This window comes from Kocuria aegyptia (assembly GCF_039530085.1).
Lineage (GTDB): Bacteria > Actinomycetota > Actinomycetes > Actinomycetales > Micrococcaceae > Kocuria > Kocuria aegyptia.
Genome location: NZ_BAAAOA010000029.1, coordinates 91815 through 107178 on the forward strand (window position 1 = coordinate 91815; position 15364 = coordinate 107178).

The following is a 15364-nucleotide window of genomic DNA, read 5'->3' on the forward strand; positions in this document are numbered from 1 at the left end:
GGGCGCCGGGGGTCAGCGCTCCCGGTGCCGGAGCAGCGCCAGCGCCGCGCTGATCAGGACCATGGCGCAGGCCGCGCCGACCGCGGCGGTGAACGCGCCCCGGTGCCCGGCGGTCTCGGCCAGCAGGCCGGCCAGTGCCGCGCCCACGGCGGAGCCGAGGACCACGCCGCTCGCGAGCATCGTCATGACCGTGCCCAGCCGCTCCGGCCGGGCGACGTCCCCGCCGATGGTGTAGATCGTCACCATGGCGGGCCCCAGGGGCAGCCCGGCGAGCAGCAGCACCACGAGCATCGGCCCGATCCCGCCCGGCAGCAGGAACAGCATGCTCAGGGCGGCCATGGCGCCGGAGCTGACCACCCAGCGGGAGGCGGGCCGGAAGCTCGGCGGCCACCACGCCACGGACAGCGCCGCGGCCGCCGAGCTGATGCCGAGCACGGCGTAGAGCAGGCCGGTCGCGCTCTGGATGCCGAACTCGCCGCCGAAGGCGTTGAGGCCGTTCTGCACGGCGCCGAAGAACGCGCCCATGGCCACCATCCCCAGGACGGGGAGCAGCACGAGGAGCCGTTCGCGGCCGGTGACGGGACGGGCCGCCGCCCGCCGCCGGTCCTCGCGGGAGACGGACGGGACCGCCAGCCGCGTGGGGTGCACGGCGAACGTCGTGACCATCGTGAGCGTCAGGATCGCCGCGAGGACGAAGGGGGACCAGGGGGCGACCACGGAGGCCAGCAGACCCACCAGGGCCGGGCCGAGCACGAACGTCAGCTCGTCGGCGGTGGACTCGTAGGACAGGGCGGTGTCCAGCTCGCGCCGGTTCCCGCCGACCAGTCCCCGCCACCGCACCCGGGCGAGCGGGCCCACCTGGGGGCAGGTGGCGCCCACGAGCAGGGACGCGCCGACGAGCAGCGGCACAGCCGGTGCGCCCGGCCCCGCGGAGGCGTGGGCGGTGACCAGCAGCAGCCCGATGGCCACGGCGTGGGCGAGGGCGGAGACCAGCAGCACGGCCCGCTGGCCCAGGCGGTCGGCGAGGTGGCCCATCAGGGGCCCGCCGAGTGCCGATCCGATCCCGACGGCGCCGGCGGCCAGCCCGCCGACGACGTAGGAGTCGTTGACGGCGGTGGCGAGGGTGAGCGCCCCGACGGTGAGCATGGCCAGGGGCAGGCGGGCCACGAAGGCGACCGGCAGGAAGTCGCGCCCGGCGAGCTGCACCAGCCGGGCGTACCGGCCGCCGGGCGAGGGTGCCGTCCGGCGGCCGGTGCCGTGCTGGGCGGCCGCGGGGTGCTCCGCGGCGGGGACCGGGGCGGCGCGCTCAGCCGTGGAGGAGGAGGTCAGGGGGTTCACAGGGGTCCTCGGAGGATGTGCGCACCGTCCCCCCTCCCGGTGCGCCCGACCCGGACAACGCGGCCCAGTCTACCGCCCGACCCCCCCGCCGCCAGGGGTGGAGGACCGGCCGCCGTAGGTGATCTCCGCCGCGCCCACGGCCGAGGAGACGTACAGGCAGGGGCGGTCGCCGGGGGCGTCGGCGCAGACCGTGGCCGCCGTCAGGGCCTCGGGGTCGCGCTCGTCCGCGCCGGGCACCGTGGGGATCCACCAGGCGGCGTCCGGGACCGCGGCCTCGACGGCCCCCGCACGGGTCGTGACGGACACGCGCTGCGGGGCCTCGCCGAGGAGCCGGACCTCGGTGGCCCCGACCTCGGTGTGCACGTCCAGGTCCTCGCGCACCCGGACCCCGTCGAGGTCGACGGCGCCGACCTCCGAGGCCGCCCACAGGGTACGCGCGCCGCCGCGCACCTCGATCACGCCGGCCTCGGTGTCGAGCCGGACGTCGCCGTAGTCGCCCTCGATGCTCAGGGCGCCGGCGTCCCCGGAGAGCCGCAGGTCCACGGGCTCGTCCTCGGCCGGGACCGTGATCCGCACGTGCATCCCGCTGCCGGCGCCCGGCCAGGAGCCCGACGGGAGGGCGTCGATGCTCAGCCGGCCGTCCTCGACGCGGGGCTCGGGGGCGCTCTCGAGCTGGAACCCGGCGTACACGGACTCCACCCGCAGGTCGGGGACGTCGGCGGTCACGACCTCGATGACGGCCGACCGCCCGTCCACCACCACCGTGTCCACGGTCTCGGTCACGGTGGTGTCCACCCGGTGCTCCTGGACGGACAGGGACGCCGCCGCGGTCGCGCCGCCGGCGCCCAGCAGGAGGAGGGCGCCGATGCCGCCGAGCACGGCGGTGGGGACGAGCCAGGCGGTGCGCTCGTTGTCGCTGGGGACGTCCTGGGCGGCGGGGTGCTCGGGGTGGGTGCTCATGGCCGGTGCTCCTGGTGGGACGGGTGGGCGGACGGGGTGTGGCCGGGCCCGGGGTCCGGGTAGCCGAGGTAGCGCAGGACTGCGCGGACGCGGCGGTTGCCGCCGTCCTCGTGGGCGAGGCCCAGCTTGGTGAACACGGAGCGGATGTGCTTCTCCACCGAGGACTCGGTGAGGAACAGGTTCGCGGCGATCGAGGCGTTGGAGAGCCCCTGGGCCATGAGCCCGAGCACCTCGTGCTCCCGCGGGGAGAGGAGGTCCAGGTCCTGGCGGTGCCGCGAGCGCACGAGCAGCTGGGAGACGACCTCCGGGTCGAGGACGGTGCCGCCCGCGCCCACGGTCTCCACGGACTCGAGGAACTGGTCGACGTCCGCGACCCGGTCCTTGAGCAGGTATCCCAGGCCGTCCCGGCGGGACGCGATGAGCTCCGAGGCGTAGCGCTCCTCGACGTACTGCGAGAGCACGAGCACCGCGATCCGCGGGTGCTGGGAGCGCACGAGGACGGCGGCGCGGATGCCCTCGTCCGTGAACGTCGGCGGCAGCCGCACGTCCACGAGGGCGAAGTCCGGTTCGTGCCGCTCGACGGCCTTTAGCAGGTCCTCGGCGGTGTCGACGTCGGCGACCACCTCGTGGCCGGCCTCGGTGAGCAGGCGGACGAGGCCGGCGCGCAGGAGGACGGCGTCCTCGGCGATGACGATGCGCATCAGGATCCCGCCCCTCGGGCGACCGGCAGCTCGACGGTCAGCTCGGTCGGCCCGCCCGCGGGCGAGTCGAGGAAGAAGTGCCCGCCCGCGGAACGGATCCGGTCGGCGATCCCGGACAGGCCGCCGCCGGGGACCACCACGGCGCCGCCGCGGCCGTCGTCGGCGATCCGGGCGATCACGCGGGCGCCTCCCGCAGGGCCGGTCTCGAGGCCCACCCGCACCGACGCGGCGCCGGCCTGGGCGTGCTTGACCATGTTGGCGATGCCCTCGGAGACCGCGAAGTACACGGCGGCCTCGGTCTCCGGGGCCAGCCGCGGGACCCGCACGTCCACGGCGACCGGGACGGGGGACTGGGCGGCCACGGCGGACAGGGCGGCGTCGAGGCCCCGGTCCTCCAGGACCGCCGGGTGGAAGCCCCTGGCCAGGCGGCGCAGCTCGGCGATCGCGGCCTTCGTGGTGGCGTGCGCCTCCCCGATGAGGTCCTTGGCCCCGGCGGGGTCGTGGTCGATCCGACGCTGGGCCATCGACAGGTTCATGGCCACGGACACGAGCTGGGGCTGCACGCCGTCGTGCAGGTCCCGCTCGATCCGGGAGCGCTCGGTGCGGGCGCCGCGGACGGCGGTCTCGCGGGCGGCCGCGGCCTCGGCGGCCCGGCGGCGCAGCTCCGCGGCCTCGTCCACCCGCAGCAGCAGCCGGGACAGGCCCCGGTGGGCGGCCACGGCGAGGACCACGACGAGCAGCCCGAGCAGCGCCAGGGCGAGCCCGGCCAGGACCACGGCCCAGTCCGGCCACGTCCCGACCACGTCGGAGGGCCAGAACGGGTTGTTCGGCGCCGCGTACAGCGGCGCGAAGGCCAGGGCCACGGCGGCGCCGGTGCCGGCCAGGGCCGCCACGGCGACCCAGCCCAGGGCCGTGGTGAGGAGCAGGTGCAGCAGCCCCGTCCAGAAGGCGGCGTCGGAGACGTCCAGCCACCACTGGTGGGCGATCCGCCAGCCGTCGGTGCGCGGCGAGCGGCGCCGGCGCGGGGCGGGCAGGTGCAGCCCGAACGCCGCCTGCGCGCGGCGGCGCTCGACCCACTCGATCCCGCGGACCGCGTAGATCGCGGCCACGAGCAGGACCACGCCCACCAGGGCGGCGAGGGAGGCGAAGCCGGCGGAGACCAGGGAGACGAGGGCGGTCAGCCACAGCGTGCCGAGCGCGGCGTCCACCACGAGGTCGGTGGTGCCGAAGAAGAGGGTCCTGGGGGACCACGGTCCCCACTCCCGGAACCGGGGACCGGTGACGGGGCCGGCGGGTCGGGAACCGCCTGCGGGGCGGTGGGCGTCGTCGGGGCCCCTGGTGCCGGGGCCGTCCTGGGGATCGTGGTCGGGTCTGCTCCACGGGGCGGGTGGCAGGGGCCGGGTCTCGTGCGGTGTGCTCATGACCTTCACGCTACGGTCGCGCGGGCCTGTCCCGCTGCGACGTTCTCCACCTGTTGCTCCTGCGGTTTTCCGCACCCGGGCCCGGGGCTCCCGGTGCGGGCGCGGCTCATCCGGCGTCCAGCAGGCCCACGCCCATGGCCGCCAGCGCACCGAAGGCGACGCCCCACAGGACGATGGAGACGACCTGCCACAGAATGACGGTGTTGCGGTCCGCGCCGAAGGAGACCATGGCCGTCGCCGTGATCTGACTCGGGAGCATGGTCTGGCCGAGCAGGCTCACGCCGGCCACGCCGTACCTGTCGAAGGCTCGGCGCAGTCTCTGCCGTCTGGGCGAGGGCTCCCGGGCGTCGCCGGTGAACCTGCGGCGGAGGCCGTGCGCGCCCAGGACCAGCACCAGCATGGAGGCGACGTTGCCGACGACGGCGGCCCCGACGGCGATGGCCGGGTCGAGGCCGGCCAGGACACCGATGACGGACCCGAAGTAGGACTCGACGAACGGGATCGCTCCCGCCGCCACCACTCCCAGCCACTGGAGCAGCGGCGGCAGGGAAGAGGTGAGGTCCTGCAGGGCGTCGATCATCGGTGTCCTTCCGGGAGACGGCGGCGCGGCCCGCCCGCGTCCGTCGCCGGGGCCGCTCCCAGCACGCTATCGGCGGGGCCTGCCCCAGGGCCTCCCCCGGCAGGCGGAGCGTCGGCCGGTCCGTCGGAGGGAACCGTCAGCAGCCGCCGCCGGCTCCGCCCCGGGGCGGAGGTGCGGGAGCCGGAACCGGGCCCGGTCCCGGGGCACGTCGCCCTCGTGGTCGGTGTAGACCTGTTCCTCGAGATCCGCGCCGAGCTCCTCCTCGGCGGTGAAGCACCGTTGTCCGGCTGCGTGCTTCCGCACCGTGAGCAGGACTTCTGCGCGCTCACCAGGCGTGACGCCGGACTCTGCGGATCTTCCCCCGGCCTCTCCGGAGCGCTCTGCGCCGGTCGTGACGCTCGCGCGACGCGCCGGCCGGGGGCTCAGATCCTGAGGTGGACGAGGCTCGGCCCGTGCACCGCGAGCGCCTCGGCGATCTTCTCGGCGAGGTTCTCCTGGGTGGCCTCGAGCCCGACCGCGCCGAAGGCCTCCGCGAGCGCCGGCCAGTCCGGCTGCCGCAGGTCCACGGCCAGCGGGTCGATGTCCCGGTCGGTCATGTTCTGCCGGATCTCGCCGTAGCCGCCGTTGTCCACGCACACGATCGGCAGGTCCAGGCCCAGCTCCACGGCGGTCATCAGCTCCTGGATGGAGAACATCAGGGCGCCGTCGCCCACGAGGCAGACCACCGGCCGGTCCGGCGCGGCGAGCTTCGCCCCGATCGAGGCGGGCAGGCCGTAGCCCAGGGTCGCGTAGGTCCCCATGTAGAGCAGGGAGTGCGGGAGCCGGGCGCGGAAGAACGTGGTGGAGCCCAGATAGGTGACCTGGGAGGAGTCGCCGCCGATGATCGTGTCCTCCGGCACGACGGCCATGATGGTCTCGTTGAGCGCCGCGAGCTCGGGGGCGGTGCGGCGGCCCTCGTCGTCGAGCCGGGCGAAGACCTCGGCGAGGTCGCGCGGGGGGCGCGGTGCGATCGGGCCGATCGCCTCAATCAGCTGCGGGACCACGGCCGCGGAGTGGCCGGGCAGCTCGATGTCCGGGTCGAGGTTGCACAGCATCTGGTCCCGCATGATGTCCACGCGCACGACCGGTCCCCGGGGCGTGATGTCCCCGCCCCACAGCTCGGCCTCGCCGACCTTCGAGCCGACCACCAGCAGGGCGTCGGCGGAGCGCAGGTACTCGTGGGCGGTGCTCAGGCGCAGGTCCGCGCCCAGCGAGAGGCGGTGCTGCTCGGGGATGGCGCCCTTGCCGTTGGTCGTGGTGATGACCGGTGCCTCGAGCAGCTCGGCGAGCTCGAGCAGACGCGTGCCGGCGGCCAGCGAGCCGCCGCCCGCCAGGATGACCGGGTGCTCGGCGGCCCGCAGCACCTGGGCTGCGCGGTGCACGTCGTCGACCGGTGCCGGCTGCGGGGCCCCGAGCCGGCGCGGGGCCACCTGCCGGTCGGTGTAGTCGAGCTCGGCCTCCAGCACGTCCAGCGGGATCTCGATGTGCACCGGACGGGGGCGGGAGTGGGCGAAGTCCCGGAAGGCGTCGTGGACCATGGTCACGGCCTCGGCCCCGCTGGTGACCCGGCGGCTGCGGCCCACGATCGCGTCCACGGCCGCGGACGGGTTCTTCGTCTCGTGCAGCGAGCCGATGTCCCGGAAGTCGTGGCCCACGGGACGCCCGGGGGACAGGATGATCATCGGACGGGACTCGGCGTAGGCCGTGGCCGCCCCGGACAGCGAGTTGAGCAGGCCCGGACCGGACGTGGTGATGACGACGCCCGGCAGCCCGGAGACCTGGCTCCACCCGTCGGCGCCGTACGCGGCGCCCTGCTCGTGGCGGGTGGTGACCGCCCGGATGCCCAGCTCGCGCAGCGGGCGGTAGAACTCGAGCGAGTGGGTCCCGGGAATGCCGAAGACGGTGTCGACGCCGTAGCCCCGGAGTGTCTCCAGCACGGCACGGGCGGTGGTCCTGCGGGCGGTCATGAGCGGTCCTCCAGGGGGTGGGGCGGGTGCGGATCTCTTGCGGTGGGGGCGCGGGCGGGTCAGTCCTCGCCGGCGGGTCGGTCCTTGACGTAGAGCAGGCGCTTGTTGACGAACTCGTCCATGCCCAGCGGCCCCAGCTCCCGGCCGTAGCCGGAGCGCTTGACCCCGCCGAAGGGCATCTCGGCGCCCTCGGCCTCGGCGGCGTTGACGGCGGCCATACCGCACTCGAGGCCCTCGGCGATCTTCCGGGCCCGGGCGGGGTCGGTGCTGAAGACCGCCCCGCCCAGCCCGTAGGGGGTGTCGTTGGCCAGGGCGAGGGCTTCGTCGTCGTCGGCCACCCGGTAGACCACGGCCACGGGGCCGAAGAGCTCCTCGTGGTGGGCGGCCATCTCCGGGGTGATCCCGGAGAGCACGGTCGGCTCCAGGTAGGCGCCCGGGCCCTCGAGCAGCCGGCCACCGGCGTGCAGGGTCGCACCGGCGTCCACGGCGTCCTGGATCCGGGCGGCCAGGTTCTCCGCGGCGGCCCTCGAGGACAGCGGGGCGAAGGTTCCCGGCGCGTCCTCGGCCGGATCCCCGGGGGTCAGCGCGGCGGCCTGGCGGGTCAGCTCGGCCAGGAACTCGTCGTAGATGTCGGCCATGACGATCATCCGCTTGTTGGAGTTGCACGCCTGGCCGGTGTTGCCCATCCGGGTGGCGAAGGCCGCCCGCGCGGACTCCTGCACGTCGGCGGTGTCGAGCACCACGTAGGGGTCGGAGCCGCCCAGTTCCAGGACGACCTTCTTCAGGTTGCGCCCGGCGATCTCGGCCACGGCCGCCCCGGCGCGCTCCGACCCGGTCAGCGACACTCCCTGGACCCGGGGGTCGGCGATGATGTGCTCCACCTGGGCGTGGGAGGCGAAGAGGTTGGCGTAGACCCCGATCGGGACCCCGGCGTCGTCCAGCAGCTGCTGGATGGCCAGGGCCGCCCGCGGGCAGGACTCGGCGTGCTTGAGCACGATCGTGTTGCCCAGCACGAGGTTGGGGGCCACGAAGCGGGCGACCTGGTAGTAGGGGTAGTTCCACGGCATGATCCCCAGCAGCACCCCGACCGGGCGCTTCTGGATCACCGCCCGGCCCCCGGCCGAGGCCGTGATGGACTCGTCGGCGGCCAGGGCCGGGCCCTGGGCGGCGAAGTAGCCGAAGATCTCGGCGCAGAACTCGACCTCGTCCCGGGCCTCGGAGAGCGGCTTGCCCATCTCCTCGGTGATGATCGCGGCCAGCTCCCCGGCCCGCTCGGCGAACAGCTCCCCGGCGCGGGTCGCGACGGCCGCCCGCTCCTGGATGGGACGGGCCCGCCACGCGCGGAAGGCGGCGTCGGCGGCGGCCAGGGCCTGTTCGACCTCGCCGTCGGTGGCGGTCGGGATCTCGGCCAGCACTCGGCCGGTGGCCGGGTTGACGGAGCGGTAGGCGGACGAGGGGGTGGGGCGGGCATCGGCGGTCATGGCGGGGTCTCCTCTGCGGGGTCGGGGGGTGTCGACGGCGTCGACGGTGTCGTGGCGCTCGGGGCGGCGAACGGACAGGGCCCGGGTGGGTCTCACAGCTGCATCGCCACCGCTCGCACCGGGGAGCCGTCATGTCCGCGCAGCCGCAGCGGCAGGGCGCTCAGCAGCGGGTCCTGCCAGGTGACGGCGTGCAGGTTCGTCAGGTTCTCGACGATCGCCCCGCCTGCCCCCAGGACCGCCGCGTGCACCGGCAGCGCGAGCGGGCCGGTCGAGGCGGCGTCCGGGGTGCGGTCAGGGTTGAGGGTGTCCACGCCGAGCACGCGCACGCCCGCCGCCAGCAGGTGCTCGGCGATCTCCACGTCCAGCACCGGGTGCGCCAGGTAGCGCGGGGTGCCGAAGTGCCGGGACCAGTCGGTGCGGAACAGCACGATCGTGCGGCCCCGGACGTCCTCCAGCTGCGCGCGGACGTGCTCCCAGCGGACGGTCTCCCGCTCCCGGAGGCCCGGTACGTGCACGATGCGCGCCGGTCCCACCAGGAGGGAGAGGTCGAGCTCGTCCACGGCCGGGCCCCCGTCCACGGTGTGCAGGGGTGCGTCCACGTGCGTCCCGCTGTGCGTGCCCAGGTGCAGCTCGGCCACCTGGAAGCCGTCCCGCGGAACGGACGCCGCGAGCCGGCAGTCCACGGGCGGGTCCCCCGGGAAGACCTGCATCCCGGCCTCCACGGGGTGGCTCAGGTCAACGAGGCGCACTGGCGTTCTCCTCCGGCTCGCCGACCCGGCCGGCCGCGCCGAGTGCGCCGACCCGGCCGGCCGCGCCGGATCCACCGGCCCCGTCCGCAGCCTCGCTCCCGTCCGCCGCCTCCGAGAGGTGGCGCTGCGCCGGCCGGCCGGCCACGATCCTTCCCGCCGCGAGAGCCCAGACCAGGTAGAGCGCCGCAGAGACGAGGAACGTGGGAATGGTCGCGCCCACGGGGCTCGGCAGCACGTAGGTGAGCACGAGCGAGGTGGCGGCGCCGACGGCCCACACGGCCACGGCGGCGGGGTTGACCCCGCCCCGGTACCAGTACCGGCCGCCGCGCCCGCGCAGGATGTCCGCCGTGTAGGCGCCGCGCCGGACCACGTAGTAGTCCACCAGCATGACCGCGAAGACCGGGATGAACAGTGAGCCGATCAGCACCAGGAACTCGGTGAACTGGTCCAGCAGGCCCAGCCGGGTGGAGCCCAGGATCGAGACGGCCCCCAGCACGAGCGCCGTGGGCAGGAACCGGATCCTGCGCGAGGGCGCGAGGTTCACCACGGAGGAGACCATGCCGTAGACGACCATGGTGTTGGTGGCCATCACCGACAGGAAGACCACCACGGCCAGGGGTGCGCCGAAGGCGGCGACGAGCACGGTCGGATCGAAACCGACCGCCTCCCCGCCGTCGAGCACCACGTAGGCGATGGCGGTGGCCCCGAGGCTCATGGCCGCGACCGTGGACAGGACGTACCCCGTGCCGGATCCGACCATGCCCGCGGACTGCCTCCGGGCCAGCCGGTTGAACTCCGCGGAGAGCACGGTCCAGGAGATGGCCGTGGCGATGACGACGTCGAGGACCGCGACGGAGGACCAACCCGCCTCGGGATCCGCGGGCAGGGCGGCGAAGTCCGCCACCGGGTAGGAGGTGAACGCCACCGTGAAGACCCAGGCCATGATGCCCAGGATCACCACAGCCAGCCACGGCTCCACGCGCGCGATGCCCTCGTGGCCGAACACGGCCAGGGCCACGACCAGCGTCTGGCAGAGCACCGAGAACAGCACCGGACTGGAGAAGCCGGTCGCCTGCGACACCAGGAAGTTCACGGTGACACCGGCGAGCATGGCCTGCACCCAGCTCCAGCCCATGAGGATGACCACGTTCGCGGCCACCGGCAGGAAGGACCCGCGCAGCCCGAAGGAGCCCTTGGTCAGGGACATGGTGGCCAGGCCGGTGCGCGTGCCCATGTTCCCCACGAGCACCAGCACCGCCCCGCCGATCAGCGTCCCCAGGACGATCAGGGCCAGGGCCGTGGGCCAGGACACCCCCGGCACGAACAGCGTCCCCGTCAGGAGCGTGGTCACCACCAGGTTCGCCGCGAGCCAGATCATCCCGATCCGGCCCGCCCCCAGCGTGCCCCGCAGTGGGCCGTAGCCCTCGGAGTTCTCGTCGAGGTGGTCGGCGAGCCGGGACCAGGCGCTCACGGGCGGGCCTCCGTGCGGTCGGCGCCGACCGGGCCGGAGCCCGCGAGGCGCTCGTTCCACTGCCGCAGCACCCCGGGGTGGGTGGGGCGGGACAGCAGCGAGACCACCACGTAGACCAGCGCCGAGCTCGCCAGTCCCAGGTAGATGGGCGCGTTGGCCAGGACGCCGAACACCGCCATGGACGCCACGGTCACCAGGGACCCGACGAGCATGGACAGGGCCGCGCCGAGGCTCGTGCCCCGCCGCCACAGCAGCCCGCCGAGGATCGCGACCAGCAGGCCGCCCACCAGGATGTCGTAGGCGATGGTCAGAGCAGTGACGGTGTCGGAGACGAAGATCGAGATCACGGTGATCAGCACCCCGAAGACGAGCACGTAGACCCGGTCCCCGCGCAGCGCCTCGGCGGTGCCCTCCGGGGCGGGGACCGCGTGCCGGGTGAACAGGGACCTCAGGGTCGGCACGACGTCCACCCGGGCGACCGTGGCCGCGGCGATGAGCGCGCCCGAGGCCGTGGACATCATGGCGGCGACACCGGCGGCGAGCACGACCCCGCCGAGCCCGGCCGGGACGTACTGCTGGGCCATCGTGGCGAAGGCGTCGTCCGGGGAGGCGAGGTCCGGGGCCACGGCGGCGGCCGTCATCCCGATGACGGCCCCGGCCACGCCGTAGAGCGCCACGTAGGCCGCGGAGGCGAGCCCGCCCCAGCGGGCGACCTGCGGGGAGCGGGCGGTGAACACGCGCTGCCAGATGTCCTGGCCGATCAGCATGCCGAAGCCGTAGACCACGAACTGGGTGATGATCGCCTGCGTGCCCATGCCGCCCCAGGTGAAGAACGTGGCGTCCAGGCGCTCCTCGAGACCCGTCAAGCCGCCCGCGGCCGAGAGGGAGAACGGCAGCAGGACCAGGAAGATGCCGACCGTCATGAACACGAACTGCATCATGTCGGTGAGCGTGATCGACCACATCCCGCCGAGCACGGAGTAGCCCACGACCACCACGCCGCCGAGCAGGATCGCCCAGGCCCGGTCGAGCGGGAACAGCACCGAGAAGATCGCGGCGTACGCGGAGGTGGACGTCACCGACAGCATCACGGTGTAGGCCAGCATCACGAACGAGGACGCCTTGGCCCCGCCGCGCTCGCCGTAGCGCAGCTGCAGCATCTGGGAGACGGTGAACACCTTCAGGGACTGGATGCGGCCGGCGAAGAACAGGCTCAGCACGGCCAGGCCGGTGGCGATCGCCACGACCAGCCACATCCCGGAGATGCCGTAGGTGTAGCCGAGGCCCACCCCGCCCACGGTGGAGGCGCCGCCGAGGACCACGGCGGCCATCGTCCCGGTGTAGAAGCCCGGGCCCAGGCGGCGGCCCGCCACCCGGTAGTCCTCGGCGTTGTGCGCCCGGCGGCTGGCCCAGAGCCCGACCGCCACCATGGCGACCAGGTAGAGCACGATGATCAGCACGTTCATGGTGGTCACTTCTTCCTCGGAGCGCGGGCGCCCACGGGGTCGATCGACAGCTCCCCCGGGACGGGGTTGCTCGGCAAGAAACAAAAGTTGTCCCACATAGTATGATGCAGATCATGTTTTGGAAACCGGTCAGGTCGTGACGGGCGGGTAGAACCGTCCGGGAGGAGGCGCCGTCGTGAAAGCACTGCCCATCGAGAGCTCCGGGCACACCGCCGCCGTGGGGTCGCGGCTGCGCAACCACCGGCGGCGCAGCCACATGACCATCGACCAGCTCGCCTCCGCCGCGGGTCTCACCAAGGGCTTCGTCAGCCGGGTCGAGCGGGACATCACCTCCCCGTCCGTGGACTCCCTGGTGCGGATGTGCCAGGTGCTGCGGATCGACGTGGGGGCGCTCTTCGCCGGGCCCGCCGACGTGGAGGTCGTCCGGCTCGAGGACGCCCCGCACATCGACCTCGGCGGCGAGGGGATCGAGGAGCAGCTCGTCACGCCGTCGGCCCAGCGCCAGGTCCAGGTCATCCGGGCCCGCGTGGCCGCCGGCGGGCGGGGAGAGGACGCGATGTACAGCATGGACTGCGAGACCGAGGTCCTGCACCTGATCAGCGGCCGGTTCCGGCTCCACGTCCCGGACCGCACCTACGACCTGGAGGCCGGCGACACCGTGACGTTCCCCGGCTCCGAACCGCACACCTGGGAGAACCCCGGGGCCGAGGAGGCGGTGCTGCTGTGGATCCTCGGCTCCTGAGCGCCCCGCCCGTCCCGGCCACCAGCACCGTCAGCACCCCTGTCATCACTCACCGAGAGGACCGCACACCATGAACCCCGAGCGCATCACCGGTACTGCCCCGGACGGCGCCCCCGTCCTCGGGCCCGTCAATGCCGCCCTGACCCCCCGCTGGGCCGGGCTGGGCACCTTCGCGCGCCTGCCGCGCACGGACGAGGTCGAGCACACGGACATCGCGGTGGTGGGCGTGCCCTTCGACGCCGGGGTCTCCTACCGGCCCGGTGCCCGCTTCGGGGCCAACCACGTCCGGGAGTCCTCGCGCCTGCTGCGCCCCTACAACCCCGCGCAGAACGTCTCCCCGTTCGCCGGGGCCCAGGTCGCCGACGCCGGGGACATCGTGGCCAACCCCTTCGACATCTCAGAGGCGATCACCTCCATCGAGGCCCAGGCCAAGGAGCTCATGGGCGAGGACACCCGGCTGGTGGCGATCGGCGGCGACCACACCATCGCCCTGCCGCTGCTGCGCGCCGCCCACGCCCGCCACGGCAGGCTCGCGCTGCTGCACTTCGACGCCCACCTGGACACCTGGGACACCTACTTCGGCGCCGAGTACACCCACGGCACCCCCTTCCGCCGGGCGTTCGAGGAGGGGCTGCTCGACCCGGACGCGGTCTGCCACGTCGGCACCCGCGGGCCGCTCTACGGCACGCAGGACCTCGACGACGACGCCCGTTTCGGGTTCGGCATCGTCTCCTCCGCCGACGTCATGCGGCTGGGGGTGGACGCCGTCGTGGCGCACCTGCGCGAGCGCGTGGGGGACCGCCCGCTCTACGTCTCGCTGGACATCGACGTCCTGGACCCGGCCCACGCCCCCGGTACGGGGACCCCCGAGGCCGGGGGAATGACCAGCCGGGAGGTGCTGGAGATCCTGCGCGGCCTGCGCGGGACGAACGTGGCCGGGGCCGACGTGGTCGAGGTCGCCCCGGTCTACGACCACGCCGAGATCACCGGGGTGGCCGCCGCGCACGTGGCCTACGAGCTGATCACCCTGCTCGCCCTGGGCCCCGGCGCGGCCCCGGGCGGACCCGCCTACGGGCTGGCCGGGCACGTCTACGGGGACGCCGGCCCCGAGCCGGCCCAGCAGCCGGCGGGGGAGAGCCGGTGACCGGGGGCGCGGCCGTGACCCCCCGGCCCGACCACACCGCGCTGTTCGCCCACCGCTCCGAGGAGTTCCGGCCCTCCCCGGTCCGGGCCGTGTTCGAGATCGCGATGCGCCCCGGGATCATCTCGCTGGCCGGCGGCAACCCCGACATGAGCGTGCTCCCGCACGACGTCGTGGCCGCGATGGCGGCGCGGATCCTGGCCGAGCGCGGGACCGAGGTGCTCCAGTACGGCTCCGGGGCCGGGGTCGAGCGCCTGCCCGGGCTGGTCGTGGAGCTCATGCGCCTGCAGGGCACGGAAACCGCGCCCGACACGATCCAGATCACCGCCGGGTCCCAGGCGGGTCTCGACCTCGTGACCAAGCTGTTCTGCGACCCGGGGGACGTGGTCGTGGCCGAGGGGCCCACCTACGTGGGTGCCCTAAGCGTGTTCGGCAGCTACGAGGTCGAGATCGCCCACGTGGACGTCGACGAGGACGGGCTGGACCCCGAGGCGGTCGCCGAGCGGATCGACGGGCTACGGGCCGCCGGGCGGAGGGTGAAGTTCGTCTACACCGTGCCGAACTTCTCCAACCCCACGGGCGTGACGACCACCGAGGAGCGGCGCCGCCGGCTCGTGGAGGTCTGTGCCGAGCGCGGCGTGCTCATCCTCGAGGACGACCCGTACGCGCTGCTCGGCTTCGACCGCGCCCACCGCCTCCCGTCCCTGTACTCGCTGGACCCCGGCACCGTGATCCACCTGGGCAGCTTCTCGAAGATCTTCTCGCCCGGGCTGCGGGTCGGCTGGATCGCGGCGGCGCCGGCGGTGCGGGCCCGGCTGCAGATCGCCGCCGAGGCCGTGACCATCCACCCGTCCGTGCTCGGCCAGGAGCTCGCCGCCGAGTACGTGGGCAGCGAGCACTGGCGTCCGGCCCTGGACCGGGCGGTGGAGCGGTACCGCTCGCGCTGCGCCGCCATGATGGCCGCCCTCGAGCAGGAGATGCCCGAGGGGGTGCGCTGGACGCGTCCCGCCGGCGGCTTCTTCACGTGGCTGGACCTCGACCCGGCCCTCGGCCACGGGGACCTCCTCGGCCGGGCCGTCGAGCACGGGGTGGTGCTGGTGCCCGGCGGCGCCTGCTACGCGGACGGGCGCGCCTCCGCGAGCCTGCGCCTGGCGTACTCCGCGACCTCGGAGGAGGACATCACCGAGGGCGTCCGGCGGGTGGGGGAGATGCTCCGCCGCTGATCCGCTGAGCTGCGCCGCCCCGGAGGTGCCGGACTCCATGGTGGACGCCTGCGCGGAGGTCTCCCCGACGGGCGCGCTCCGGCCG

At 74.3% G+C, this 15364-nt stretch carries 13 protein-coding genes; 3 read left to right on the forward strand and 10 right to left on the reverse strand.

The window, feature by feature from the left end; translation table 11 throughout:
• Positions 1 to 12 precede the first annotated feature (12 nt).
• The 10 genes from ABD220_RS12290 to ABD220_RS12335 form a co-directional block, all read right to left on the reverse strand.
• The gene (locus ABD220_RS12290) at positions 13 to 1338 is read right to left on the reverse strand and encodes an MFS transporter (protein ID WP_344122981.1); all 1326 of its coding nucleotides are present in this window, start codon (positions 1336 to 1338) and stop codon (positions 13 to 15) included.
• Positions 1339 to 1407: 69 nt separating this feature from the next.
• Positions 1408 to 2298: a hypothetical protein gene (locus ABD220_RS12295; protein ID WP_344122983.1), complete on the reverse strand. Its 891-nt coding sequence runs from the start codon at positions 2296 to 2298 to the stop codon at positions 1408 to 1410.
• Complete coding sequence (locus ABD220_RS12300) at positions 2295 to 2999, reverse strand: response regulator transcription factor (RefSeq protein ID WP_344122985.1); 705 nt, start codon at positions 2997 to 2999, stop codon at positions 2295 to 2297. The genes ABD220_RS12295 and ABD220_RS12300 overlap by 4 nt, the downstream gene beginning before the upstream one ends.
• Positions 2999 to 4420 (reverse strand): sensor histidine kinase, encoded by a 1422-nt coding sequence (locus ABD220_RS12305; RefSeq protein ID WP_344122987.1) that lies wholly within the window; start codon positions 4418 to 4420, stop codon positions 2999 to 3001. The genes ABD220_RS12300 and ABD220_RS12305 overlap by 1 nt, the downstream gene beginning before the upstream one ends.
• Before the next feature lie 106 nt (positions 4421 to 4526).
• Complete coding sequence (locus ABD220_RS12310; protein ID WP_344122989.1) at positions 4527 to 5000, reverse strand: hypothetical protein; 474 nt, start codon at positions 4998 to 5000, stop codon at positions 4527 to 4529.
• A gap of 422 nt (positions 5001 to 5422) precedes the next feature.
• A complete protein-coding gene (locus ABD220_RS12315) occupies positions 5423 to 7006 on the reverse strand; it encodes a thiamine pyrophosphate-binding protein (RefSeq protein WP_344122991.1) in 1584 nt (527 codons plus the stop codon).
• Positions 7007 to 7065: 59 nt separating this feature from the next.
• A complete protein-coding gene (locus tag ABD220_RS12320; RefSeq protein WP_344122993.1) occupies positions 7066 to 8487 on the reverse strand; it encodes an NAD-dependent succinate-semialdehyde dehydrogenase in 1422 nt (473 codons plus the stop codon).
• 92 nt (positions 8488 to 8579) lie between these two features.
• Positions 8580 to 9236 carry a cyclase family protein gene (locus ABD220_RS12325; protein ID WP_344122995.1) on the reverse strand — a complete coding sequence of 219 codons (657 nt, stop codon included), beginning with the start codon at positions 9234 to 9236 and terminating at the stop codon, positions 8580 to 8582.
• Positions 9223 to 10707, reverse strand: coding sequence for a purine-cytosine permease family protein (locus ABD220_RS12330; protein WP_344122997.1), 1485 nt, complete (start codon positions 10705 to 10707; stop codon positions 9223 to 9225). The genes ABD220_RS12325 and ABD220_RS12330 overlap by 14 nt, the downstream gene beginning before the upstream one ends.
• A complete protein-coding gene (locus ABD220_RS12335; protein WP_344123113.1) occupies positions 10704 to 12173 on the reverse strand; it encodes a sodium:solute symporter family protein in 1470 nt (489 codons plus the stop codon). The genes ABD220_RS12330 and ABD220_RS12335 overlap by 4 nt, the downstream gene beginning before the upstream one ends.
• Positions 12174 to 12348: 175 nt before the next feature.
• On the opposite strand from ABD220_RS12335, the gene ABD220_RS12340 reads away from it, so the two are divergent.
• The 3 genes from ABD220_RS12340 (at position 12349) to ABD220_RS12350 (ending at position 15279) form a co-directional block, all read left to right on the forward strand.
• Positions 12349 to 12915 carry a helix-turn-helix domain-containing protein gene (locus tag ABD220_RS12340; protein ID WP_344122998.1) on the forward strand — a complete coding sequence of 189 codons (567 nt, stop codon included), beginning with the start codon at positions 12349 to 12351 and terminating at the stop codon, positions 12913 to 12915.
• 70 nt (positions 12916 to 12985) lie between these two features.
• Positions 12986 to 14059: an agmatinase gene (gene speB / locus ABD220_RS12345; RefSeq protein WP_344123000.1), complete on the forward strand. Its 1074-nt coding sequence runs from the start codon at positions 12986 to 12988 to the stop codon at positions 14057 to 14059.
• A complete protein-coding gene (locus ABD220_RS12350; protein WP_344123001.1) occupies positions 14056 to 15279 on the forward strand; it encodes an aminotransferase-like domain-containing protein in 1224 nt (407 codons plus the stop codon). The genes speB and ABD220_RS12350 overlap by 4 nt, the downstream gene beginning before the upstream one ends.
• Positions 15280 to 15364 lie beyond the last annotated feature (85 nt).